Annotated in this window: 27 protein-coding genes; 13 read left to right on the plus strand and 14 right to left on the minus strand. The window is 42.6% G+C overall.

Annotated elements, in window-relative coordinates; genetic code table 11:
• Positions 1 to 323: 323 nt before the first annotated feature.
• The 4 genes from MHN30_RS18480 to MHN30_RS18495 all read right to left on the minus strand — a co-directional run bounded on the left by MHN30_RS18480 (position 324) and on the right by MHN30_RS18495 (position 3,682).
• The gene (locus tag MHN30_RS18480; RefSeq protein ID WP_239360674.1) at positions 324 to 1,079 is read right to left on the minus strand and encodes a DUF3307 domain-containing protein; all 756 of its coding nucleotides are present in this window, start codon (positions 1,077 to 1,079) and stop codon (positions 324 to 326) included.
• Positions 1,080 to 1,117: 38 nt separating this feature from the next.
• On the minus strand, positions 1,118 to 1,726 hold the full coding sequence (locus MHN30_RS18485; RefSeq protein WP_239360676.1) for an NAD-dependent epimerase/dehydratase family protein: 609 nt from the start codon (positions 1,724 to 1,726) through the stop codon (positions 1,118 to 1,120).
• 229 nt (positions 1,727 to 1,955) lie between these two features.
• Positions 1,956 to 2,849 carry a hypothetical protein gene (locus MHN30_RS18490; protein ID WP_239360679.1) on the minus strand — a complete coding sequence of 298 codons (894 nt, stop codon included), beginning with the start codon at positions 2,847 to 2,849 and terminating at the stop codon, positions 1,956 to 1,958.
• Positions 2,846 to 3,682, minus strand: coding sequence for an alpha/beta hydrolase-fold protein (locus tag MHN30_RS18495; RefSeq protein ID WP_239360682.1), 837 nt, complete (start codon positions 3,680 to 3,682; stop codon positions 2,846 to 2,848). Before MHN30_RS18495 ends, MHN30_RS18490 begins: the two co-directional genes overlap by 4 nt.
• A gap of 246 nt (positions 3,683 to 3,928) precedes the next feature.
• Between MHN30_RS18495 and MHN30_RS18500 the strand changes: the two genes are divergently transcribed.
• Positions 3,929 to 6,064 (plus strand): winged helix-turn-helix domain-containing protein, encoded by a 2,136-nt coding sequence (locus MHN30_RS18500; protein ID WP_239360685.1) that lies wholly within the window; start codon positions 3,929 to 3,931, stop codon positions 6,062 to 6,064.
• A 12-nt stretch (positions 6,065 to 6,076) separates the two neighbouring features.
• Positions 6,077 to 6,304 carry a hypothetical protein gene (locus MHN30_RS18505; RefSeq protein WP_239360688.1) on the plus strand — a complete coding sequence of 76 codons (228 nt, stop codon included), beginning with the start codon at positions 6,077 to 6,079 and terminating at the stop codon, positions 6,302 to 6,304.
• Between the two features lie 116 nt (positions 6,305 to 6,420).
• Here the strand turns inward: MHN30_RS18505 and MHN30_RS18510 are convergent, their stop codons facing one another.
• Complete coding sequence (locus tag MHN30_RS18510; protein WP_239360691.1) at positions 6,421 to 8,253, minus strand: peptidase S41; 1,833 nt, start codon at positions 8,251 to 8,253, stop codon at positions 6,421 to 6,423.
• A gap of 294 nt (positions 8,254 to 8,547) precedes the next feature.
• On the opposite strand from MHN30_RS18510, the gene MHN30_RS18515 reads away from it, so the two are divergent.
• The 3 genes from MHN30_RS18515 to MHN30_RS18520 are packed head-to-tail and all read left to right on the plus strand — an operon-like array spanning position 8,548 to position 9,648.
• Entirely contained in the window at positions 8,548 to 9,108 is a 561-nt protein-coding gene (locus MHN30_RS18515; RefSeq protein WP_239360693.1) for a hypothetical protein, read from the plus strand.
• An 11-nt stretch (positions 9,109 to 9,119) separates the two neighbouring features.
• Positions 9,120 to 9,242 carry a hypothetical protein gene (locus MHN30_RS23860; RefSeq protein WP_017216907.1) on the plus strand — a complete coding sequence of 41 codons (123 nt, stop codon included), beginning with the start codon at positions 9,120 to 9,122 and terminating at the stop codon, positions 9,240 to 9,242.
• Positions 9,243 to 9,288: 46 nt separating this feature from the next.
• Complete coding sequence (locus MHN30_RS18520; RefSeq protein WP_039495390.1) at positions 9,289 to 9,648, plus strand: nuclear transport factor 2 family protein; 360 nt, start codon at positions 9,289 to 9,291, stop codon at positions 9,646 to 9,648.
• 95 nt (positions 9,649 to 9,743) lie between these two features.
• On the opposite strand, the gene MHN30_RS18525 is transcribed toward MHN30_RS18520, so the two are convergent.
• The 3 genes from MHN30_RS18525 to MHN30_RS18535 all read right to left on the minus strand — a co-directional run bounded on the left by MHN30_RS18525 (position 9,744) and on the right by MHN30_RS18535 (position 11,294).
• Positions 9,744 to 10,118: a PH domain-containing protein gene (locus tag MHN30_RS18525; RefSeq protein WP_193522020.1), complete on the minus strand. Its 375-nt coding sequence runs from the start codon at positions 10,116 to 10,118 to the stop codon at positions 9,744 to 9,746.
• A gap of 146 nt (positions 10,119 to 10,264) precedes the next feature.
• Entirely contained in the window at positions 10,265 to 10,633 is a 369-nt protein-coding gene (locus MHN30_RS18530; protein ID WP_010605566.1) for a nuclear transport factor 2 family protein, read from the minus strand.
• Between the two features lie 25 nt (positions 10,634 to 10,658).
• Positions 10,659 to 11,294, minus strand: coding sequence for a glutathione S-transferase family protein (locus MHN30_RS18535; RefSeq protein ID WP_239360695.1), 636 nt, complete (start codon positions 11,292 to 11,294; stop codon positions 10,659 to 10,661).
• Positions 11,295 to 11,407: 113 nt separating this feature from the next.
• On the opposite strand from MHN30_RS18535, the gene MHN30_RS18540 reads away from it, so the two are divergent.
• From MHN30_RS18540 to MHN30_RS18555, 4 genes are all read left to right on the plus strand, one after another.
• Positions 11,408 to 11,767 (plus strand): MerR family transcriptional regulator, encoded by a 360-nt coding sequence (locus tag MHN30_RS18540; protein WP_130127475.1) that lies wholly within the window; start codon positions 11,408 to 11,410, stop codon positions 11,765 to 11,767.
• A gap of 327 nt (positions 11,768 to 12,094) precedes the next feature.
• A complete protein-coding gene (locus MHN30_RS18545; protein WP_130165608.1) occupies positions 12,095 to 12,667 on the plus strand; it encodes an NAD(P)H-dependent oxidoreductase in 573 nt (190 codons plus the stop codon).
• Between the two features lie 102 nt (positions 12,668 to 12,769).
• The gene (locus MHN30_RS18550) at positions 12,770 to 13,720 is read left to right on the plus strand and encodes a cytochrome c peroxidase (protein ID WP_130165609.1); all 951 of its coding nucleotides are present in this window, start codon (positions 12,770 to 12,772) and stop codon (positions 13,718 to 13,720) included.
• Positions 13,717 to 16,878 (plus strand): EAL domain-containing protein, encoded by a 3,162-nt coding sequence (locus tag MHN30_RS18555; RefSeq protein ID WP_130165610.1) that lies wholly within the window; start codon positions 13,717 to 13,719, stop codon positions 16,876 to 16,878. The genes MHN30_RS18550 and MHN30_RS18555 overlap by 4 nt, the downstream gene beginning before the upstream one ends.
• Before the next feature lie 136 nt (positions 16,879 to 17,014).
• Here MHN30_RS18555 and MHN30_RS18560 read toward each other — a convergent pair whose 3' ends face one another.
• Positions 17,015 to 17,302 (minus strand): hypothetical protein, encoded by a 288-nt coding sequence (locus tag MHN30_RS18560; protein ID WP_130165611.1) that lies wholly within the window; start codon positions 17,300 to 17,302, stop codon positions 17,015 to 17,017.
• Positions 17,299 to 17,946 (minus strand): HAD-IA family hydrolase, encoded by a 648-nt coding sequence (locus tag MHN30_RS18565; RefSeq protein ID WP_130165612.1) that lies wholly within the window; start codon positions 17,944 to 17,946, stop codon positions 17,299 to 17,301. Before MHN30_RS18565 ends, MHN30_RS18560 begins: the two co-directional genes overlap by 4 nt.
• A gap of 144 nt (positions 17,947 to 18,090) precedes the next feature.
• On the opposite strand from MHN30_RS18565, the gene MHN30_RS18570 reads away from it, so the two are divergent.
• Positions 18,091 to 18,846, plus strand: a complete 756-nt coding sequence (locus tag MHN30_RS18570; protein WP_045965520.1) for a DeoR/GlpR family DNA-binding transcription regulator — start codon at positions 18,091 to 18,093, stop codon at positions 18,844 to 18,846.
• 84 nt (positions 18,847 to 18,930) lie between these two features.
• On the opposite strand, the gene MHN30_RS18575 is transcribed toward MHN30_RS18570, so the two are convergent.
• Entirely contained in the window at positions 18,931 to 19,422 is a 492-nt protein-coding gene (locus tag MHN30_RS18575) for a GNAT family N-acetyltransferase (protein ID WP_222244591.1), read from the minus strand.
• Positions 19,423 to 19,933: 511 nt separating this feature from the next.
• On the opposite strand from MHN30_RS18575, the gene MHN30_RS18580 reads away from it, so the two are divergent.
• Positions 19,934 to 20,353: a nuclear transport factor 2 family protein gene (locus MHN30_RS18580; RefSeq protein WP_130165614.1), complete on the plus strand. Its 420-nt coding sequence runs from the start codon at positions 19,934 to 19,936 to the stop codon at positions 20,351 to 20,353.
• 37 nt (positions 20,354 to 20,390) lie between these two features.
• The gene (locus MHN30_RS18585; protein ID WP_130165615.1) at positions 20,391 to 20,627 is read left to right on the plus strand and encodes a helix-hairpin-helix domain-containing protein; all 237 of its coding nucleotides are present in this window, start codon (positions 20,391 to 20,393) and stop codon (positions 20,625 to 20,627) included.
• A 244-nt stretch (positions 20,628 to 20,871) separates the two neighbouring features.
• Here MHN30_RS18585 and MHN30_RS18590 read toward each other — a convergent pair whose 3' ends face one another.
• The 3 genes from MHN30_RS18590 to MHN30_RS18600 form a co-directional block, all read right to left on the minus strand.
• Positions 20,872 to 21,225, minus strand: coding sequence for a VOC family protein (locus tag MHN30_RS18590; RefSeq protein ID WP_045988624.1), 354 nt, complete (start codon positions 21,223 to 21,225; stop codon positions 20,872 to 20,874).
• Between the two features lie 54 nt (positions 21,226 to 21,279).
• Positions 21,280 to 21,792 (minus strand): hypothetical protein, encoded by a 513-nt coding sequence (locus tag MHN30_RS18595; RefSeq protein WP_130127479.1) that lies wholly within the window; start codon positions 21,790 to 21,792, stop codon positions 21,280 to 21,282.
• 213 nt (positions 21,793 to 22,005) lie between these two features.
• Positions 22,006 to 22,878, minus strand: coding sequence for a LysR family transcriptional regulator (locus MHN30_RS18600; RefSeq protein ID WP_130165616.1), 873 nt, complete (start codon positions 22,876 to 22,878; stop codon positions 22,006 to 22,008).
• A gap of 95 nt (positions 22,879 to 22,973) precedes the next feature.
• Between MHN30_RS18600 and MHN30_RS18605 the strand changes: the two genes are divergently transcribed.
• Complete coding sequence (locus MHN30_RS18605; RefSeq protein WP_239360697.1) at positions 22,974 to 24,338, plus strand: MATE family efflux transporter; 1,365 nt, start codon at positions 22,974 to 22,976, stop codon at positions 24,336 to 24,338.
• Positions 24,339 to 24,361: the final 23 nt, after the last annotated feature.

A 24,361-nucleotide genomic window follows, 5' to 3' on the forward strand; every position in this document is an offset into this window, starting at 1 on the left:
GTGCCTACGTGTATTTTGCAGGCACAAGGGCCTGTTGATCTTTGCTGTTTGACTTTTGTTCTCCTGAGTGTGTTTTGGTCGCGACGCTCGACTTGCCGCCTAGTAATCTAGGCAAAAGTTGAGCAACAATGAACAAAGCGCACTCAGGTGAACCCAAAGGGCAGCGCCTGATTAGCATTTCTACTGTGTTATCGCCTGACTCACATAGAATAACTATGCTACGCAGGCTCTGCCTTGTATAAATACCAATCAAACTGCTGCAAAAACAAACTTGAAAGATACACGGGCCCTAGATTAAATGTCAAGGCGCGGAATTGATTAAATTACAATTGAATGGGCATAAATGGTTTGATTAAGGCGCCGACCACAAGGGCCAACAACACACTGACAAGCGTGCCCAACAACACGTATTCGGTGAGCTTTCTATCTTGGCTTTGGGTTAGATCGCCAAAGCGAAATACCGATTTAGCGGCGAGAATAAAGCCGATAGCAGCCCAGCTATCCAGTAACACGCAGCTCAGTAGTAATACACGTTCAAGTTGACCAATTAAACTTCCTGCTTGCGGCAGGCTATCAAGAGCTGAATTATTGAGTTGCCAACGCTCAAGCAGCATGCTGGTGAATATCGATGCAGGATGCAATACCATTAAATACCCCACAACCAGTATTAGCAGCTGGACATTGGCAAAAGGCTTGGCAAAGGTACTGAGGGCAATCTCAGGCTCTGCAATTTGCCAAGTGACGGCCACTAATATAGTGATATGTGCACATTGGTCTAGCACAAAAGGAATAACGCCTTTGCTAGAATAGGATTTAGCTAAGTCGATACAATAGTGGCTAATACCTACCGCTAGCGCAAAGAGCAGCGCATCCCACTGTACTCCCCAAAACAAAGTCGACTGCCAAAGTAGGATGATTGCAAGTGCAGCCCCGCCATGCGCGACACTATGCCACAACAACTTGATGGACTTATAGTGATGGGTATTTCTGTCATGCACCCAGCTCATGGGTTGGAGGTAAAAGTCAGTGATTGTGTGGCCTATTACTAACCACAATAACAATACTTGCCATTCGTTCATTAAGTCCACCTCGTGATATGTAAGTGTTGAGCATTCGACTATTGGTGCGAGCTTGCAATTGCTAAAAATTGATTTAATAAAGTGTAGTGTGCGCTATTGAGTAATTTAGTCACGTTCACCCGACTGGAGTTGAGTTGTTTTGCAATATCGGCATGGCTCAACTTAGGGTGTGAAATATGAATAAAAGCGGCCTCTGCTTGTTTTTGGGTTAAGTTCGAAAGTAATAAATCCACAAATGCCAGATTTAGTGCAAAGTGGGCATTGCTGTCATTGTTATACTTGAGTCTTGCTTGTCCAATTACGTCCAACCCTCGGCCCGCTAGTACCAGCGCAGTACCTGTTGCGGTTGATAAATCTGCTGCTGTGATATTAACTTCACCGACCGCGAGGCTGAGTCTGGCATCGCTATGTCGGCTAATTAAAAACAACCGTAGCTGTAATGCCACATTGAACAGTTTCGTCGCATCTGGCAACACAAGCTGAAAACCGTCGCCGCGGTAAAAACTATAATAGCCCTGCTCCGCAGTCGCGATTTCAGCTAAGTAATTCTTTAACTCGCTTTGCAGCCTTGTAAGTTGTAGTTGTGACAGCGATTGTGAGCCGACAATGTCTGCTGTGATCACCGCACCTTGAGGTATTGATGTCATAAAGGTAACTTAATTTGGTTACATTTAAGTAAGTAACTAATATTGGTTACATTTATTCTGGTCTGAAGCTGGATAAAAAGCAAGCAGTCGGTAAGGTTTGTTCGCTTTGGCAGTATTTTACCAAAGCGAACGCAGGTATGGAGGCAGACAAAGCTTCCGTATATGTGAGAAATAGGCATTTATCACATACGCTAAGGATTACATTGCTGAAATATTTAAGATTTTGTTTTTATTGATTTTTGTTTCTAATCTCATCAATGATTTTAGCGTCCACCCAATAGATGTCGACGTTGTTATTTGCTTTATCAACAGCACGGTTGAACAGCAGGTATTTGCCATCTGAGGTGACCGTTGCATAAGCATCCCACTTATCTGAATTAACGTTTTCCCCCATATTTATTGCAGGTCCCCATATTCCATCAGGTTGCTTAAAGCTGATATACAGATCGGAGTCACCAAAACCATCCTCACGTTCACTATCCCAAATTAAATAGCTTTCGTCTGGCGCTATGAAAGGGTGTGCTGATTTTTTCCCTGAGTTAATTTCACTGCTTAAAAGTACTGGCTCTTGGCGCATACCATCTTTTACTGTTGAAATTCTAACCGTATTCATTTGCTTAAAATTATCAAATACATAGGTTCCAGTTGCGGAAGCGGACAATCGCATTATCCCCCATTCAGGGCGGTCAAACATGACTCCCAAGCTGGTAAGTTCAGACCAATTATCACCTGCTCTGTCTTTGTATTTTTTTGCCATGTGCATGCGTTTACCATCTGGTGAAAAGCTTACCTCTCCGGCACGAGGAAACTCAGTGTATTTCACCCACTTATTATTGATTAGTCGAAAACCAATGACGGTTGGACGAAATCCAGTTTTATTTTCAGTGTTGTATACACCACGGTCTAAGGTGAAATAGAACTCTTTCATGTTTGGAGCAAATACGCCTTCTAGCTCCCATCCCGACTTAGAGATAATTCCAGGTGCGAAAGGTTCTGCTTTTAATCCAGGAGGTTTTTGTCCCATTAAAGGACCTTCCAGTATAGGGAATTCGTCTTGTGCCGAAGCCCGATGACTGAGAGAAGCAACAATCGTTAGTAAAAGAAACATCGGTGCTAACTTCATTGTTGACTACTCCCATAAATAGACTTTAACCAATTGATACTACGGATTACGGTTTCAGGGAAAGCGGTTTGATGTGTGCCATAGGGCGTTGTCTTGTGCAGTGATAAGTTGTCGCTTTGCTTGCTTTTTAGGTAGTCGATAAATGCGTCGATTTGCGGTGCTAACTTATGTTCGTCTGTACCAACAGAGATAAACACTTTCCCTTTTAGTGGTTGTTTGGAGCTAGAGAGTGTTTTTAGCGCATCCAGTTGTCTAACAGATGGACTGCCTAACATATAGTTGTCAAAGGTATTTGGCTGGGTGAGCAGTATATAGGCGCCAAATAGTCCACCGAGAGAATAGCCAAAATAACTGCGACTATTGGACTTTACCGAGTAATTGCTTTCAATATACTTAATAACTTGATTGCGAATAAAGGCCGCGTGGGCATTGGCTTGGCCAAATTGGTACTTGTGCTGATGTTCACTGTTTTTTGACTTTGTAAAAGAATAATCAGCGTAACGGCTAACAAAAGGGCCTTCTTCTTGAAGCTGTGTGGTGTTGATATTTTTCCGCCAAGAGATACCAACGAGGATCACTTCATCGAACAAAAAGAAGGTTGCCGAAGACAATGCTTCGATATGCCATACCGCATCGGTAAAGTAGAGTGCAGGATAGCTTTTATCTTTTGAGTATTCCTCAGGCAGCTTGATATAAAGCTCATATTGATGGCCGGTAGTGATATCTTTGAGTGGCACAACTTGCGTTCCGGGCATCGCATATTGCGGTACTTCACTGGCATGTAGCAAGCTACAGAATAGGAGTAATATCAGCATAAACAGCAAACGTTTCATCACACTTTTCCTTCTTTCATGTTATTTTTAGACTAGTGAATAAGTATCTCGTACTGGCAACTTAGCAGCTGAGAACAAAAATGCATGACGTTTACATGATGTTGTGCTGAATTGTGACTTTTAAATAAAAAACTATTTCTATCAAGTGGTTATGTTGTTGAGTTTCGATTGCTTCAAGTTTATCCTTATACTGATAATTATAATAATTGGCGTGGTTAGTGCGTGCGCTAGGCACATTGGGGATTTATGGTAGAACAATATTGGGTTGGTGATTTTTTTGTAGATTTATCACGTAACCAGATTTCACACCAAGGTGAATGTCAAACACTTGCACCAAAGGCCCTGGCGGTACTCACTTGCTTGGCTCAGAATCAAGGCAAAGTGATGAGTCTTGATACCTTGCTCGATACAGTATGGCCAGATACGGTGGTCTCTCCTAATACTTTGCAGCGCAGTATCGCGCAATTGAGAAAGGCGCTTGGGGATGATGGTAAGGTGCAAGGTTACATCCAAACGCATGCTAAAAAAGGGTATAGCTTAGAGTGTGAAGTACGTTGGGGAGGGCAAACGAACGAGCTGACGAATACTGAGCCGCAACTTGAGGTGATGCCAACCCCTGAACCTGAAATGCAACAAGATAAACACCTCAATCAAAGTCAGAATAAAAACAAACTCAGTCCTTATGTGTTTGTTTTACTTGCCTTCACTATTTTGCTTGGGGCTATCGGTTATCAATATTTTTCCATCAAAAAACCTTCACCACTGTTCTTTGATACTTTGCGCTCATTGACCGCAACTGACGATAAAGAATTTGATGCAAGCTATTCCCCAGATGGTCAATACATCGTTTTTCACCGCTATTTAGATAAGTTTTGCGATAATAAGATATGGGCAAAAAAGGCGGATACCCAGCAAGAGATCCAGCTCACCGAGCGCTTTGGAGCATACGGCAGGCATAGTTTCTCAAAAGATGGTGAGCAGTTACTGTTTTTGGCCACCGACGCTTGTAGCGAGCCCGTTACACAAAAGCGCTGCTACGACCTTGTAACACTCGATTTTACTAAAGCATTGAAAAGCCCTCAGCAGCCAAAAGTTATTCTCCAGTGTAAAAACTCAGTGGTTGATAAGCCTATCTGGCTGAACGATGGCAATGTGGTATTGAAGCAAAAACAAGGCGAGCGCTGGAAGCTGATCAATTACTCCATTGATGACGACAGCGGTGTCGATCTTTATACCGTAGAAGACGGGACGTTGATTGATTACGCTTATTCCCCTCAAGATGATTTAATCGCGGTCAGTAGTATTCATGCCGATGGCCTACATTATATTGATATGCTAAAACCCGACGGTGAGTTGATCTCTAGCCATCAGATCCAGCGACCGCCGGAAATTACTAAATTTCACGATATCTACCCAAGTTTTGACCCACTCAACCAGCAATTGATTTTCAGTACCGGACGTCAGCTATTTAGTCTGACTTATGAAGGGCTTGTGAGTAAAATTCAATTGCCGTTTTCAGATCGAATGAGACAGCCTGAATTTCGTCCTGATGGCAAAAGTGTACTGATGATCAAAGGGCCTTACGACAGCGATATCGTCAAATTACCGCTGACACAGTTAGCACAAGGCGCTCAAACATACACCAGCTTTGCGCGAACCAACCTTGGTGAAGATTATGCTGTCTTTCAGCCAGATGGAGATTTAGTGGCATTTTGGTCAGAGCGCTCTGGTACTGAACAGGTGTGGTTAAGCGATGGCAATAACACGCGACAACTGACTAACTTCCCCTTAGATACTTTTGTTCGCGGGATCCACTGGGCTGAGGATGGCCAAAGCATATTGGTCAGTGCCAGTGGTGTACTGACACAAATTGCTTTAGATGGCAGCTTGACATCTTACCCGCACGCCTACCCTGTTTTACGCTTATATCAATGGAAAAGTGCAAAACAACGTGCGCTAACACAGATCCGGGTAAAGGGAGAAATGAAGTTAGCTGCTTATGATTTTGCTCAACGATCGTTTCAAATATTGACGCAGCAACCTGTGCTGTGGGCACTTGAAAGTGAACACGGTAAAGTTGTGTATAAGGATAGACTTGATCAGTTTTGGCAAATAGGCGCTGTTGAGCCTCAGCGGATCAATGCACTAGACAATCAAGGCGGCAGAGGAAAATCTTTTGTAATGCGCGGCAATGGGATATATGGCGTCAATGAAGATAATCAACTTTGGTCCTATGATTTAGACAAAACGTCGTTTACCATACTCGGCGAAGTGCCTACCAGTGTCGACTATCTCACCGACATTAACGACAACGATGTACTGTTGATAAATCGAATATCGGCCAAGAAGGAAGTGGTGGAGCTTACGGTTGCGAATCAATAACTGGAGTATAAAATGAGCCAATTAGCTCAATATCAGCGTTTTAGGCAAGAACTGGGGCAATTGCTCGCACAATACAAAGGCTATGGGTTTGTACTCGGTTTTTTGCTAAATCTGAGTATTTGGCATATTGCATCTCAGTTTGTTGCTGATCCCTTTCTCTCTAACTTTTGGAATCAAGTGTTTGTTTCCTTGCTCTTTTCTGCGGTTTTTTGCCTGCGATCAGAACGTACGATAAGCTGATGTGGCGTTAACTCCTTATTCTGAGTTAGTTCATAAAGTTTGGGTCCACTTAAAAGCTAATTACTTGTTGTCATAGCTTTTAAGCGGACCATTCAATTAAGTGAGCTGTTATAAGACTAAAGCTCTGATTTTAGAATATCAATGGCACGTTCTACTTGATTATCAGTACCATTGATAATGCTCTCTCTAGTTCTTGGCACTAAATAATCTGGCGCAATACCTGCGTTGATCAGAGGGTCACCATTATAGCGGCTTGATAGAGTATTGGTGTAATAAAGTTCAACACCTAAATTCCCCTCTCCTACTCCCCCGAAAAAAGGGATCCCAAATACTGTTCCGTTAATTCCTGAAGTGTGTTCTCCTAATATGGGCAAGCCGCCACTGCGTGCAAATATTAACGCATGTTCCCCTTGGCTTTGGCTTCTCCTAGAGGAAAGTACAATGGCGGGTATCGAGAGTGGGTTGGCATCTCTATGAATTATTTGCTGAAATGACTGAGGCTTTTTATCTGCTTGATTTGGTGCTCCTTGCCATAGCACAGACAAAGTATCATTAATCGCATCTTGTTTGATAAACCAACTTAATACGCTTCGCCATCCGTCCCAGCTTTGTGGGTAATGGCGAAAGTCGATTACAACGCCATGAGCATTTTTTAACGTTTCTTTTATCGCGTTCAGGTCATCTGGTGTAACGTTATAGATATTGAGTTTATATATATTGTCACCCAGATATTCAATGTTTGATGGTGAGTGAGGCACGTAGGGTGAGCTAACAAGAGGTTTTATTTCACTGGGTTCTATTGGCGTTATAGTTGCTTGATAAGTAGTGCCCGTTGACTTTTTAAGGGTAAAACTAAGCGGGATCTTTTCTGTAAAAAAGAACTGCTGTCTCGCAGTATGACTCAATCTTTGTAATTCACTTTTCAAAGAGTAAAGCGCTTTCCTTGAAAGGTACTCAATAATATCTTCACCATTGACGGTAAGTAGCTCATCTCCAACCTCAACGCCATTTGGATCATCTTGTTGAGCGCTTGTAACAATCGCTTTGCCTTCTACTATCTCGTAATAAAAAGTACCATAATATGTATTATTATTCGTAAGCATATTAGTCGTTTTGATTATGATGTGGTTGTCATTCAACTTTGTGAACTCGGTATTAATTAGTTGCAGCCTTTTATTTGGCTCTTCAATTAAGCATGCGGCTAGTAGTGGATTCAAACTTGCTGGCCAGTCGACATCAATCTGTTCAAAGTAAGGCCAGAAATGTTGAATGTTGGCCCACATTCCTGACACAGTAGCCATACATGTTTCAATATGCGCGAAGTTAGGTTCAACTTGCCATCGTCCTAATTCTGTATATGTGCCACCTGTGAGCTCTGTTTTAACTGGTAGGTAGAGTGGTAAGTAGAGGGAGCTCTGATAAAAGTTGAGGGTTACAAACAGTTCGTTGGGCGCGAATTCTCTCTCTTGAAGCTCGTTAAATGTGCCTGCGGTAAGCAAACTCGAATAAGCACTTACGTTTGCCGGCGCATTTTGTATCCAAGTATATGTTTGCGCATTGGGTAACAATTTTGGAATGTGGTTTTGTTGTGTAACCATGTAAGGCGCAATTTGCCTTATGAGTTCAATCCCTTTTTCTCTGCGATTTGTACTCGATGTTTGGTTTAATTCGACAATGCTTTCTGCGATGAAAAGTGACCAATCTGAGCCTCTCACCTCGGCAGAAGGATAAAAATACTGAACAGCATGCGCTAATTTAACAAACTCAGAGACATCATCAATAAAGCTTTGGTCAAAGCTCATATTAGGAAGAGGTGTGGGTGATGATGGTAAAGGCGTATTTGTTGGAGGCTTGTTAGAGGTTATATCTGTTGGAGTTGTATCACTTGTGTCACTGCCACATGCCGTTAGTACAAAACATAAAATTATGCTAGTAAGTTGCTTTATCATTTTTATATCCTTATGCAATGTTTTAGGTACAAGTTAGCTGTTATTTGAACAGCTGTAAACTTTAAGGAGAAGATGGGTAAGTTTGAATTGGCAAACGTGTAACTAGATTGCCTAATTTTACTGTTATTAATTCAATTCATTTGCAGTGTTTAAATTCATTAAAGCCAGTTGAAATTTGATAGCTGGAGCATGTTTATTGTTTTATGCAAGTAATCAATTAGGGGCAGAATCATTTTGACTAATTAAAGTGAGACGTATACCTTATGGCTGTTGCTGAGATGGAGACGGGATTTAATGAAAGCAATTGAGGGTAAGGAAAATGCGGTCGATTTCATTGAAAACTATAAGTTTGACGATGCTGTACTGGAGTGGTTTGACTGGTATATAGAAACGCACTTGGAATATAAATTATCTGATGATGAGATCCAGGTGGTCGTTGAGGGTCTGAAAGACTATCTAATATTTGTGGTTATTTCACCACAAGCAGTTGCTGCAGCAAGCAAGTTAGTTGATGAGTTATTCCATGTATTTATTTTGCATACAGAACTATACCAAGCATTTTGCAAAGGTGTTGGGCAGTTTATACACCATTATCCAATTAGAAAAAAAGTGGTTCTCGGGAATGAAACTCCACTAGAAAATATTGAATATAATGATCATTACCAATCTATAATAAGAACATACTGTCTGGCTTGTCAGGCATCAGATCTCGATCCGCTAACCACGAATCAAGTTCCCTACCTATTTAAAGTCGATTCAATATTGCCTGAAAAACACGCCGCCTTATTCGACATCAAGTTTTTTCAATCTGTACTGCCTAAGTTAGGTGTACATAACTTTATAATTCAAGAGTAAAGGAGATAGTCATGTCATATTTAAAAAATCGTGCTAAGCGTAATGAAGCTGCCCATTCACAAGTTGAGATTGAGCTGACGAAACCCAAAAAGTTTGTAGATGTATGCTTAGCAGGTGTTTGGCCTCGCAAGTAAGTAGCGCAGAAGCAAAGCCGGTTTATGCTGGCTTTTTGGAAAGGGTATGCTGGATAAAATTGAAGCCTTAGAGCGAGCGTTACATTCGCCAGAGCTACGAAAAAATATTAATCTGATCTCGGACTACATCCATGATGAGTTTTCAGAAAGTGGACTATTTTGTGATGGTATGACGAAAGATGACATTATTGAAGGCTTGAAAAGTGAAGATCTCAGCGAGCATAAAATAATTAGCGAGGATTATAAGTTAGTTGAGCTGAGTCCCAATAAGGTTGTGATTGAGTACGTCTCCGCACTGGAAAATACCTTGGGTGAGAGGTCGTATGACGCACTAAGGCAGTCTATTTGGTATTTATGTAGCGATGAAAAATGGCGGTTGATAGGTCACTCTGCAAATTTGTTATAGCGCCAAGCCTGCAATCTATTGATAAAAGAGTGGACAAAGAAGTGCGAGGTAAAAGCACGCATCCTGCGTGCCTATTCAAAGTTAACTGGGCGTGGCTATAAGCAATATTGTGAGATGATCTTATACACTTGGTTGATATTGTCGCCTGCTTTAAATTCTTTACTAATCGGCGTTGGATCTGAGCCAATCCAGATTTTTAATTCCGCATCAAGGTCGAAGTGACCCGCAGATTCTTTGCTGTATTTTGTTATTTTGCTATACGGAATGCTGAGCATTTCTACTTTGCTGCCCGTCATGCCTTGCTTGTCGATTAAAATTAGGCGTTTGTTGGTAAAAATAAACAAGTCGCGGATCACCTTGTAAGCTTGTGCAACTTCTTCCCCTTGAATTAGCGTATCTGCTAATAACTTATCTACTTCGCTATTGTCTACTTCGCTTGCATTACCGAGTAGACCACTTAATAGTCCCATTGTTATTCTCCGTTTTATTTCAATTCGTCTTAGGCTGATCGCAAGATAGTGCTTAGGTCGAAATGAATTAATGATGAAAGTGCAAAACCAGCATAGAAAAGCGTGCTGATTTTGCCAAGTTAATAACTTGAGTTTGGAGTAAGGAGTTAGCTTATATCTCTTATCAAACAAATTTTACCATCGCGAAATGCAAACTCTGAGCGGCCTTGCAAGGAGATGCTTTGTCCTGCTTTCATGCCATTGGCCAAGTCTTGGGCTAATTTAGCTTTGTAGGTCACATGAACAATAAACAGATCATTGTCTTGCGTGGCTGCGGTTAAAGATTGATTGCGTTCGGAAAATAACTTAGCGGACTGATTTGCTAATTCTGCAAATTCCATTTTACTGGTTGTACGCGTTGTAATTTCACCATTGGCGAGATTCTCAAACACGACATCATCCGTGAGCTGAGCTAGCATTCCCGGAATATCAAAATGATTGTAGGCAGAGATATAGTTTTTCACTAAGGTTTCCATTTTTTCCTCCTTGGTGTAATGGATGCTAATAAAAACTTAGATCGGTTTGTTCAATTTCGCACACTCTTTTTACCACTTTTTGCTGTGCCATCATTCGCATAAATCGGCCCAAATGTGCATAGTCTTTTGGCGCAGTATTAAACCCACTTGCCCAATGGGCCAGCATAAATAAATAATAATCACAAAGCGTGAGCTGCTCACCAACTAAGTAGGTGTGTGTTGCTAACTGTTTGTCGATAAGTGCAAACATGTCACCGACTCGTTGCTCAGCGGCTTGAGACATGGTCTTGCTGCTCTCTGGTGACAGCTGATATTTTTCAGGATAGAAATACAGCATGAGTTCTGACTGAACCGTCGTGGTTAAATAAAAAAGCCACTGATTAAACGTGGCGCTCTGTGGGGTTGCTGGTACTGGGATAAGCTGTCCTTCAGGGTGCTTTTCGCATAAATGCAAACAAATTGCTGCACTCTCGAAGATGACTTGGTCGCCGTCGACCAATGTCGGGATCCGCCCTGTTGGATTTAGTTCTAAATAGGTCGCAGACTTTTGTTGTTGTGTTTTTCTATCGACCAAGAGCAGTTCTTTTTCTAGTTGTAGGTGCTCAAGTACGAGATGCGGTGCCCAACTGGCATTACGAGGGTAGTAAAATAACTGATACATCTTTTTGCTATTCCTTGACGATACTTTTTGTTAGCGTGCAATTGGTATTAGATGGTTGCAACTTTTACGGAGGCTGTAAACCGTTATTTTGCTTATAGCAGGGAGAATCAAAAATGTATATTGGCAAGCTGTCAAAGCAAACTGGGCTGTCAGTCAAGGCCATTCGCTTTTATGAAGAGAAAGGGCTTATTCCTACCCCGGAGCGTGTTGGTAAGTATCGCGTCTATTCTCAAGTAGATGTCGATCTGCTGTTATTAATAAAAGAAGCAAAATCGCTCGGCGTGTCGATTAAGCAATTACAGCAGGTGATTGAAATTAAAGGGCGGCAAGTCAACTGGGTAGAAATCAACACATTTTTAGTCGAACTCAAAGTATCTTTCATAGAGCAAGTTGCGCAGCTTCAGCAAAAAATACGGCGTATTGAACATTGCATCGCATCGCTCGATGAATGTCCACAGATAAAACTATCCTAACCTGAGGTTTGGATAAGGAATGTTCCAACTCATTGTTGCTAAAGCACAACTTAGTTTTTTCCTTGTCTAGCCAGCAAGATTTAGGGAAAACACCGCTTCCGCGTCCTGCTCTCGCTAAGGTACCTACATCCTGTAGGCAAGGCGAATTTACGCACCAATAGCTGGCTATTGGAAGTGAATTCAACACAGTTAGCGCTAAAACTGGCTGCTAGAAAGGCATTAATTATCCGCAGCTCAGGTTATCCTAGTCTCAGGTAGAGTAACTTGACTCTCCCGTTAAGGGGAGGCAGTACACTCGTTTCTCAGTCATGTGATAAGGAAACGACGATGAAAAAAATACTGCTACTAAACGGTAACCCCAAAACCAAAAGCTTGTGCCACGCTATCACCACAAGTTATGAGCGAGCAGCAAGCACCCAACATCAAGTACGTAGAATGGATCTTAGTGAGATGCACTTTGAAATCAATTTGATGTATGGTTATGAAGCGAGCCAACCATTAGAGCCATGCCTCAAGCAATTCCAAGAGAACTTACTGTGGGCGCAGCACATTGTGATAGTAAGCCCAATTTGGTGGTTGGCGTTACCTGCCAAGCTCAAAGGGCTAATAGATAGAGCATTACTTCCAGGCTTTGCTTTTAAATACAGTGAGACCGGCACTGAAATTGAAAAGCTTCTACCGCATAAAACCGCAAGAATCATTCTCACCTCAGACACGCCGCAAACTTATTTGCAAGAAGTTGCTGCTGGGCTTATGGCTCAGCTAGAACATGGGACATTGGGATTTTGTGGTATAGAGCCAACTCAACATACGCTATTTGGCCCTGCGCACTTAGCAACTCCTGAGGTAATTGATAACTGGCTGAGTGAAGTGACAAGCCTAGCCGTGCGGGGTGAGTGAATAAAAACACACAACTTCTATTGCTAAGCTTATTTTAAATCAAAATTTGCAATGCCGAATGTTGCTATCTTTTACACCAAGATGGCAACTTGGGCGGAGTGTATGCGAATTTGGAGTTTATTACTTTTTGCGTTTCCATTATTGGGAGCAGCAAATGAGCCAATTCTGCCACTTGAGCCTGCAATAGGGCTTGATGCCGATAAAGTCACCTTAGGCAGATCACTCTTTTTTGATAAGCGGCTTTCCCGAGGAAACCAAGTCAGCTGTGCGTCATGTCACCAACTACTCACTCATGGCGCGGATGTAAAGCCCCTTTCCAGTGGTGTTAATGGCGCACTCGGTGAGCTAAAAACTCCAACTGTTTACAATGCGGCTTTAAATATTCGTCAAGCGTGGGATGGCCGTGCGCAAGCGCTTTATGATCAAATCGACTCACCCATCTTAAACCCAAAAGAGCATGATATGACGTGGCCAGAAGTCGTTGCCAAGTTAAATCAAGATAAAACGCTGGTCGCGCAATTTACTAGAGTGTACTCGCAGGGCGTAACGCAGCACACGATAAAAGACGCAATAGCGACTTTTGAAGGGTCGTTAATCACGCTTAATGCGCCGTTCGATTTATGGCTTAAAGATAAAAGCGTAAAACTGCCTAAGTCGGCTATTGCCGGTTATGAGTTATTTAAACGGTATGGTTGCATTAGTTGTCATCAAGGGCGCAATGTTGGTGGCAATATGTTTGCCAAAATGGGCACCTTTGGTGATTATTTTGGCGATAGAAATACACCAATTCAAAACGCGGATTATGGTCGTTTTAACGTCACTGGCAATGAGCAAGATCGTTTTGTGTTCAAAGTACCGAGCTTGCGACTTGCTAGCAAACAAGCATACTTTTTTCACGATGCTAGTCATAGCAGCCTAGAAGCCGCCGTTGCGACCATGGCCAAATACCAACTTGGCCGCAATATCTCAGACTCCGATATTAACAAGCTAGTTGCCTTTATTGACAGCCTAGCAGGACATCACCACGAAATGGATTTGGAAAACCACGAATGAAGAATAAGGCCTTCATTGGTGTGCAAGCGTTACTGCTGTGCGCGCCAATTGCGCTTTTTGCGTATTTTTACTCGCAGCAAGAGCTCAGCAGTCAAACACACCAAGCACGAGTTACCCTGCTCTTTGAAGCCAAAAGTATTGATGCCAAACTGGATGCCGCTGTGTTACAAATGCTTAGTGCACAGCTCAATCAATATGATGAGTTAGCGCAATTAGCGCATGCAATTGATGCTTTGAATACACCACAGCGAGATGCATTATTTGCAGAAGCCACGCCTGACATTCGACAGCAATTTGATGCTTATCGTCGGCTACTCAGTAATAAAGTATTGCAAGTCGAGTCCATTAAAACTGCGGCGGCAAATATTAAAAATAGCCTGCTTTATCTTCCCGAGTTGCTAATCGAGCTGGAGCAGAGTGAGCCCGAACTGGCAACCCACGCCAATAGAATGCTTGCTAATTTAATGTTGGGTCAGCTCTACGAATTTGTCGCAGAGCCTTTAATGACCATCAACTCTGAAAGTAGCTTAGAGCAGCTTATCTATCAGCATTTTAATGTCGCGCTTGCTAACAGTGCAGAATTAAAAAAGGCAAAACAACGCTTTTTGTCTTTGCCGAGTGACCAAGCTTTTTCAGCACTTTACGCGGCATATAGCCAGCACCACAGTGAAACCATAGAAAAAACCAAGCATCAAAGTGAATTACTCTTACTGCTGACCATTGTGCTATTTTTGCTCTTGATTGTGTTTGCAAACCGACTTTATGTGGCCAAAAATAAAATTCTGAGCACCAGCCAAACTTTGTCCGATGCCGTTGCGCGTTTAACCGAAGGCTTTGCTCTTTTTAGTCGCAGCGGCAATTTGCTGCTCTGTAACAGTGCTTGGCGTAATCATTTCGCAATTGCCGATAGCGAAAAAATGCCACGCAAACTAGAAGAGTGGCAGCAGCAGTTTGGAGAAATTTTTAACTCCGACGCCAATTTGCATCAAACCGAATCTGGCGCTTGGTTACAGGTAAAACAAACGAACACACACAATAATGGCCAAGTGTTTGTGAGTGTTAATGTCTCCCTTTTTAAACAAGCGGAAGAAGAGCTTCGCAAGTGGGGCCATGCCATTGAGCAAAGCCCCTCTTCTATTGTGATCACCGATCCTCGTGCTCGCATTGAATACGTTAACCCTAAGTTTGAACAAGTTACTGGGTATTCACTTGAGGATGTGAAAGGACAAACACCCAAAGTACTAGGCTCCAAACAAGGATTTACCGACTACAAAGCGCTGTGGCAAACCATCAAACAAGGCAAAGTCTGGCGTGGTGAGTTTTACAATCGCCGTAAGTCTGGAGATTACTATTGGGAGTATGCGTCTATTTCCCCGATTAAAAACCAACAAGGGGAAATCATTAACTTTATTGCGATCAAAGAAGATATCACTGCACAAAAAAGCGCAAGTGCACAGCTTAAAACCGCAGCGGCGGTATTTAATGCAACGCAAGAAGGGATCATGACCACCAACGCAAAACTTGAGATCACCGCGGTCAATCCTGCTTTCACCAAAATTACTGGATACGAAGAACATGAAGTGCTTGGTCAACGACCTAATATTTTAAGTTCGGGTAAGCATGACAAACATTTTTATGAGCAGATGTGGAGCACCCTCAACTCGCACGGACAGTGGGCGAGTGAGATCTGGAACAAGCGTAAAGACGGTACTTTATATCCAGAGTGGCTAGCAATCAGTGTCGTGCATGATGACAAAGGGCTTGTGCAGCAATACGTTGCCATATTGTCTGATATGACCGAGCGCAAAGCGCAAGAAGAGCAGATTGAATATCAAGCCTATTACGATGTGTTGACCGGACTGCCGAATAGAACGTTATTACTTGAGCGCATTGAGCAAGATATTAAACGCATGAGCCGTACTCATCATCAAAGTGCAGTGTTATTTATTGATTTAGATAGGTTTAAGCGCGTCAACGACACCATGGGTCACGAGGCCGGAGATGCCTTACTTATCTCTGTAGCCAAGCGCTTAAACGGCCTGCTGCGTAAAAGCGATACCTTGAGCCGCTTTGGTGGAGATGAATTTGTATTGTTATTGAGCCAAATTGCGCATCCGGATCATGCCGCTCAAGTAGCCGATAAAATTGTCAAAGCACTGAGCGAACCATTTGTGATCAACGGCTTTGAGGTATTTACGGGGGCAAGCATTGGGATCGCGATTTTACCAAGTGATGCAAAAGATCAAAAAGAGTTATTACGACTTGCCGATTTAGCCATGTATAAAGCAAAAGAGGCGGGGCGCAATCAGTATCACTTTTTTGCGCAAGAAATGCAGCAACAGGTGAATCGTCGAGTTGAGCTGGAGCAGCTGCTCCGAGCTGCGCTTGAACATCAGCGCTTAACCGTACATTACCAACCTATTGTCGATACGGTGTCGGGTAAATTATATGGTGTCGAGGCGCTCATGCGCTGGCCAACTGATTTCGGCCAGTATATTTCCCCTGCTGAATTTATTCCAGTCGCTGAAGAAAGCGGCCTAATTGCTCCTCTTGGTGAGTGGTTACTTGCTAAGGCATGTAATGATATTCGCAGATTAAATAAAGCGCTCGGTATGAATTGTTATTTGACGGTAAATGTCTCGAGTCAGCAGTATCGACTCGGCTTTAACGCCACTATCATTAAACAAATCATGCAGCAATCAGGCTTTCTTCCAGAGAACTTAACGCTTGAAATCACAGAAAGCATCTTACTTGAAGATGATAAAGCCGTAACCGCTTGGCTGCAAAGCTTAAGGGCAACGGGGGTCAACTTAGCAATCGACGATTTTGGCACTGGCTACTCTTCGCTTAGCTACCTGAAACGCTTCCCCATCAATATATTAAAGATAGACCGAGGTTTTATTCAAGATATAGATCAAAACCAAGATGCTGCCGTTTTGGTCAACGCGATTTTGTCGATGGCGGAGAGTTTATCGCTCAAAGTGATAGCCGAAGGCGTAGAACAACAAGGACAACTAGATTGCTTAAAAGGCTTGGGCTGTCAGTATGTGCAAGGATACTTTTATGCCAAACCAATGGCGATTGAGGGATTAATCGACTGGGTTGAGCAATTTTCCATTGCATCGGAGCGAATAGCTCCCAAACTGTGGTTGGATTGAGGTGTGTGGCTGTTAAATTGCAGTATGGGGTGTTGTGATCCAATGAGAGCTGATATCTGGGCCCGTGAATGGGTTCCCAATCAAATGGCAATCCGTTCTAGATGGGTTGGCAAAGCTGTTTAGCTTTGCCAACTACTCAACGCAAAATCGCAGTTAGTAAAATTAAGATCTGTAAAAGTAGGCAAAGTACATTAGTAACAATGATTGCCATTCGCTGAAATCTCAGCCCATACATCAGCCAAAAACTAAACACCAATACATACCCGATTAAAAACGTAAAGGACAAGTTGGTTGGGCCTTGGCGCTCAAGTTCGCTGAGTAGCTGGCCGAATAATGCGATAAAACCGATCCCACCAAAGAATACACCGGCGAAATCCCAGTAGATATCTTTCGTTTGATAAAAGCCTGTCAGCCATGTTTTCATTCGCTTACTTCCTCTGATAAGTAGATATCCTGATAGTGATTGATACGGGCAACAATATGGTCATGCTGAATGGTACAAAAATGGTTAACTACGACTACGTCACAGCCTGCGCTAAGTGCGGATCTCACCCCTTGATCTGAGTCTTCAAATGCAAGGCATTTAGAGGTTGCCACTCCCAGTCGTTTGGCCGCCAATAAAAATGGCTCAGGGTGAGGCTTACCTTGCCCAACATCATCTGCGGTAATTAATATTTCAGGAATAGGTAAACCTGCTGTGGTGAGTCGTGCAACTGCATTGTGACGATTTGCAGAAGTTGCAACGGCCCACTTGCGTTGCTGTGCTTTTATTTCGCTTAAAAACGATTTAGCTCCAGGAATGGCTGTGACGGTATGGGCAAGGTCGGCTTCTGCTTGTTCCAACAGCTCAACTTCATGCAGGCTATCTAAATGCGGAGTAAATTGTTCTATAAAGTCTTTGAAACGTGCACCTCTGCCCGTAGTTAATACCATTTCCAAATCGACATGATGTTTCTCACACCAAGGCGCGACGGCCTGTCGTACTGCACTTTCAGAATCAACAAGTGTGCCATCCATATCGAATATCAATCCCTGATAACGGTTCAGGTTGAGTGAATTAAGTGCCATTTTTACTCCTTATGATAATATTTCACGCATAAACAGGCGTTAGTTAATAGTAAATCGGCTTTATCATGCATGTTTGTGCAAATAATACGCTTGTATCTCGATCTTTTTCAAGTAAAATTACGCAAAAACATGCAGGAACATGCAATGCTATTGGCAGAACGTCATCAATTCATTCTCGATCAGCTTAATTTACAAGGGCGGATCACCTCAGTGTCCTTGGCGCAAACGCTTGATGTAAGCGAAGACACAATCCGTCGGGATTTAAACAAACTGGCTGAGCTTAAGCTCCTGCGGCGTGTTCATGGTGGCGCTTTAGCGCTGCAGGATAATACTCCTGACTATATCGAGCGTTTAGATAAACCCGATACCAGTAAAATTCGTTATATTGAGCCTGCCTTAGCGATGCTCGTGCCTGGACAAACGATCGTGATTGATTCTGGCGAGACGTGCCGTTATTTGGCACAACACTTACCTAAAAATATGCCGTTGACTGTGGTTACGGGTTGTCCACTGATCGCCAAAGAGTTGGCTTATCATTCGCTGGTGGATGTGATTTTATTGGGCGGCCCGATGTTTAAACCAGCAATGCGGGTGGTAGGCATGACGGCGATCGAAATGGTGAAACGGATCCGTTTTGATATTGTTTTTATGGGGATTTGCTCGTTCCATATTCACCACGGTTTTAGTGCAAGCTATATCGAAGAAGCGGAGATCCTCTCTGCGACTATTCGTCAAAGCGATCACACTGTGATTATGGGACCGAGTAATAAACTAGATAAAGTCGCTACTTATCAGATTGTTACAGCTAACGAAATTGACACAATTATTACTGATGAAGAAATCAATCCAAGCTTAAAAAAGCAGATTGAGTCGCTAGAGATAGCGCTGACCTTGGTCTAGGTTAATAATGAAGCCAACAAATTAATATGGATCTACTTAGCAACTAGGGTCGCCGACTGACTATTGAGCTAAGCAGCTGTATACCTAAGGCTTTAATAAGGCAAAAATGTGATTGTTATAGAAACGTTCATTTTTGAATATAGCGTGTTTTAACACCGCTTCTTGCTCAAAACCTGACTTCTCTAGTAGCTTCATTGATGCATGATTGTCGTCAAATACTGCGGCAAAGATCCGTTCAATATTGGTCTCGCTAAATACCTCTGAGGTAATGTGCAAAATGGCTTTATGAGTAATTCCTTTACGCCAATGGCTTTTTGCGAGCCAATAGCCTATTTCACCAGAGCGCTCATATTCAAACTCGCCAGGATTAACACCTATACAGCCGATAAGCTGCTGACCATCGCAAATCGCCCGAACATAGCCGTGTTTACTGCCTTCATTTACCCACCACATGGCATCTTGCTCGGTGTAAGGTTGCGGAATTTTTGTTGATAAATACCGAACGACATCGGGATCGTTCAAAATCACGACCATGTTGGCAACATCATTGGCTTGGAACGGTCTTAGCTTGAACATTGAGCTCTCTTTCAATAAATTTAAACGTAAATTCATCAATAAGTTACCATTCCTTTTCGGGGTATACAATGCGTGCTTTGTGCAGAGAAAAGCAAGCTGGGGCTGGTTGTCGTCATCGGACTTTATTTTGCGTATTCTGATTGCATTAAATAAGGTTAATTATTTTATGGACGAGGAATCTACAGTGCTCACTTTAAACCTTGCATCGCAAATTCTTCAATTGAGATTACCTAACCTTAACTCGGGATAAGAAGTTAGTTAAGCTACTAAAATACCTAAGTTCAAAAGCGTAATATCACTCTAGCCAGAAGTTATTTCGTAATACAAGGCAAATTTGTGCGTCAATAGCTAGCCTATTGCAAGCAAATTTAATGCAGTAGTAAGGGATAACAGCTGCTAGAGAACAAGTTGTTATCCCGAGTTCAGGTTACCTATATTGTTTTTATTGTGTTTGCCCTAATTAAGAGAGTGGGATTACAAATTAATTGCAAAGGACTAGGAAGAAAAAACGATGGATAAAAATACCTTAATTGAATTGGTGACTGAGTACTTTAAAAAGATTGATGCTGGAGATTCAAGCTATTTAGACTTATTTCATGATGAAGTGACTTTCTTTTTTCCAAAGTTTGGTGACGCTGTTGGTAAGCAAGCATTACTTGAGTTTGGCGATAAAATTGGCAGCTCACTCAACAGTATTTGGCACGATATTGCGCATTTTAATTTCATTGTGTCTGGAAAAACTGTTGTTGTTGAAGGGCGCGAAGGCGGTGTGATGCGTGATGGTACGCACTGGCCTGATAATCAAATTTCATCTGGCCGTTTTTGTAGTGTGTTCGAATTCTCTGATAACTTGATCACAAGAATGTATATTTATGTTGATCCAGACTTCTCAAGCCAAGATAGTGATAGAATTTCAATATTATCGCGCTAATGTTGAGCGTTTTGATAAATAAAAGGATAGCTGAATTATGGTTTTCTCTGAAAGTGAAAAAGACACCTTACTCGCACTCAAGGGAGTTGGCCCTACGGTAATAAAGCGTTTTGAAGAAATCGGTATTTGCAGTTTGAGCGAACTTGCGACTTATGAAGTTGAAGAAATTGCTGAGCGGGTCGCTTCTATGTTGCGAACAACTTGTTGGAAAAACAGCCCACAGGCCAAAGCTGCGATCCAAGCTGCTATTACCAAAGCCAAAGAAGTAAGTTAACTGACTGGTTTATGGGTGGTGTGATGTAAAGCCCCTTTACATTTAGTGGGTTAGATTTATGGGTTTTACCGCTCTATCATCCGCAAGTGAGAGTATGAGTCAACCGTCTTACATCGGGTTGCAACTTAAACTACAGGTTTTTTAAATCAGGGCTCCTTTGGAGCAATGAATAAGGGAGTGTTTGCAAGAAAGCTCCCTTATTATTTGTTGCTACGAATAATCAATCTGCTGCGATAAAAGTAGCTTACTTTTCGTGTTGCAGAACATTCACTAAGTAGCCAAATGGATCCCGAACATAAAAGCGGCGCACACCCCATGGCTCCGACACGGGTCCATACTCAATCTGTATTTGCTCCGCAACAACTCTATTCAAAGCGGTGTCAAGGTCGTCGACTTCTATGGATAATTGAGGCACAGGCGTTCCTGATCCCCCTTCAGATGCCACACTAATTTGTGCGATCATTTCTTCACCTGAACTAAAAGTTTTAATCCAGCCATGGTCCATGACAAGCTCAAGACCAAAGACACGTTCATAGAATACTGCGGCATCCTCTGGGTTGGGGGTGTTAATATTTGAAATAATCCGTTTTACTTTCATTAGACTAAGCTCCAAATATGTCTAAGCGTGTGCTTAAAACTTTGTCTCACCGCCCTACTGAGAAGCGGCTGCTATAAAGTTGAGATCAAAACGTCCGTCCGGATCTTCTACTTTGATAAGCTCGTTAAGAGGTTTGTTTTTTAACGCCTTATTTTCAGCAAAGATGTCTAGTAATAGTGGTTTTACTTCGTTTCCGCATAGTGCCTCGGCGAGCGCTTCATGAGATAGCTTGAACAACATATCCATATTCTCGTCCTCGTCTTCAACGAGTTCAATATCTTCCCAGCTCTCGAAAATGTCTCTCAGTTTACTGACTTCTGGACAATCATCTTCAAAATCAGACAAGATGATAAACTCGTCTGAAGCAACGTTTTTATGCTGCTCGAAACGGCTGTCGGGCAGGCTGTAGATATTCCAATTTACATCGTAATGCCAAAATTCAACAGATAACGACATATGAGAATAAGTACTTTGATTTACATAAAATTTTAACTCGTTGATACGCTTTTTAATAAGCGTAATTAAAACGTTTTCGTAGGCTTCAATAAGCGTATTTTTATCAAACATAATGTATCCTAACTGCAGTCTTAAACAATAAAACTACGTGCTCCTAAATTGGTTCTCAGTATTATTTCCACTCTACTATGTAAATGTGAACTTTTGTTACTGGTGTTTGCTAAAAGGAAATTTATCCAAAACAGATCAATTTAACCATCAGTGTAGAAAAAATACCAGATTATGCAGAGCCTGTATGGCTTTAATTTGACAGTATAGGTTTACTCAGAATAAGTTAGCTGTTTCGTTATAAAGCCACTGCACAATGGGGCCTTTACTTTGTTCTCTGCGTTGCACTATGCCCATTTCGACGACCAAAGAGTTAGGAATATGCTCGGTTGACAGCTCGAACAGTTCTCCCATGTACCAAGGCGTATTGACAACATGTTCAGGTACTAATGCCCAACCAACGCCTCTAATGACTAAACCCATGATGTAATAGTAGCTGTCAATGTGCCAGTGGCTTGTGGATATGGCTTGTGACTGAGTATTACCAATGCGGTCGCGTATTACGAGCTGCCGATGTCGATTTAGCTCTTCAATACTCGGGGCTGGATGTTGTGCCAGCGGGTGGTGAGGGGAGCAGATCAAGATTTGTTTAAAGCTGTTTATCGAAGTGAAATCCAGCGATTCTGGCAATGGTTTTTGGTGAAATAAAATGCCTATTTCTGCCCTTTTTGCGCTTACCCATTGTGCAATGTCGTCTTGAGAGCCATTAATAATGGCTAATTTTAATAACGGAAATTGCTGAGCCAATCGTTCAAACAAAGATTCAAATGCGATGATGGGTACTGCTTCATCCATGGCAACGGTGAGAGACACCTCTTCGCCACTATTAAGAGAATTGGCTCTTGATTGCAGTCGCTGACACTGCATGAGCACCGCTTCGGCTTCTTTAAACAGATCAAGACCAGCTTGATTTAACACTGGCAGTCTGGCGGAGCGGTCAAAAAGTGCAAAGCCTAGATCGGCTTCCAGATTGGCAATTGCGGTGCTGACCCGAGATTGTGCCTTCCCCAAGTGTCTTGCTGCAGCTGAAAATGACCCCAACCTGACGGCGGTGACAAAGGCTTCGAGTTGATCGAGTGTCCAATGCATGATTATTTAACCTATCCGAATTCCGGATGGATACTAACTTTGACCAATCTCAATTACAAGGATAATAACGGTTTTTCTTGCTTAAGGATTTCATCATGCTGTTAGATTCAGCGAGCAACCCCCCCACAAAAGACGCTAACGTTACCCGCGCTTTTTGGCGTTATACTATCCCTGCCGTTGTCGCAATGGTGGTCAACGGATTGTACCAAATCGTCGATGGTATTTTTATTGGTCACTACCTTGGTGCTCAGGGGTTGGCCGCTGTAAACCTTGCTTGGCCCATTATAGGGATCATTATTGGTTTTGGCGTTTTAGTCGGGATAGGATCTGGCAGTTTGCTGTCGATTTATCGTGGCGCTGGCGACAATACCGATGTGCAGCAGCTGATGAGCACCAGCTTTTGGCTCATCGCTATCTTGACTGTGGTTGCAATGATTGTCCTTGTATTATTCGGACCGAGTTTGCTCGAGCTTCAAGGTGCATCGGGCGAGCTTTTACATTCCAGTTTGACCTACTTACAGGTATTGAATTGGGGAGCTGGGGTTACCATTGCGGCAGGTGCGCTGCCGTTACTACTAAGAAACAATGGTAAACCAGAAATGGCAACAGCTTTGCTAATTATAGGGGCGCTCAGCAATATAGTGCTCGATTATTTTATGATTGTGAAAATGCAATGGCAACTTCCCGGTGCTGCATTTGCTACGCTGATTTCACAAGGGATAGTCGCACTGGCGGCGCTCTACTTTTTGCTCACTTCTAGTGACGAAAGTAAACCCAAAGGCGCGTTTAATCAGCCACTAGCTCTGGAAATACTAAAGTTAGGCGCTGCAGGGTTGGTGATGTTTTTATATTTTGGCTTTATCGTTGCGTTACACAACAAGCAGTTGCTGATATTTGCCAGTGAAGTTGAGGTGGCGGCCTTCGCTGTGGTTGGTTACCTTGGCGTTATTTACTATTTTATCGCAGAAGGCGTAGCGAATGGTGTCCAGCCGCCCATCAGTTATTATTATGGAGCAGGCCTTTACCAGCGCATTCACACTATGGTTAAGCTGGCGCTCAAAGTAAGCTTGGGTGTTGGTGTGATGATGGTAACGATGTTTTATCTGTTTCCGAAGGATGTACTTGGGCTCTTCAGTGAGGATTTGGCTTTGCTCAATGCGGCCGAGCGTGGTTTGCAGCTGCATCTATCCACGTTATTCTTGGATGGCTTTATATTTCTTACCTCGATGTACTTTGTTGCGGTAGGCAAAGGCGGTAAAGCATTGGCTATTTCGCTTGGAAACATGTTGGTGCAATTGCCGTTTTTATATTTATTGCCCTTCTGGTTTGGTGTTGATGGGGTGTGGCTTGCGGTACCTATCTCAAACATCACGTTAACCGTTATTATCATCCCTCTGCTTTGGCGTGATTTATATCAGTTAAAGCAGCTTGAGCACTTTGCGGATATGAAGGACGCATAGGCGCATACTGAAGGCGCTTATTT

This window comes from Pseudoalteromonas sp. OF7H-1 (assembly GCF_022347825.1).
Lineage (GTDB): Bacteria > Pseudomonadota > Gammaproteobacteria > Enterobacterales > Alteromonadaceae > Pseudoalteromonas > Pseudoalteromonas maricaloris.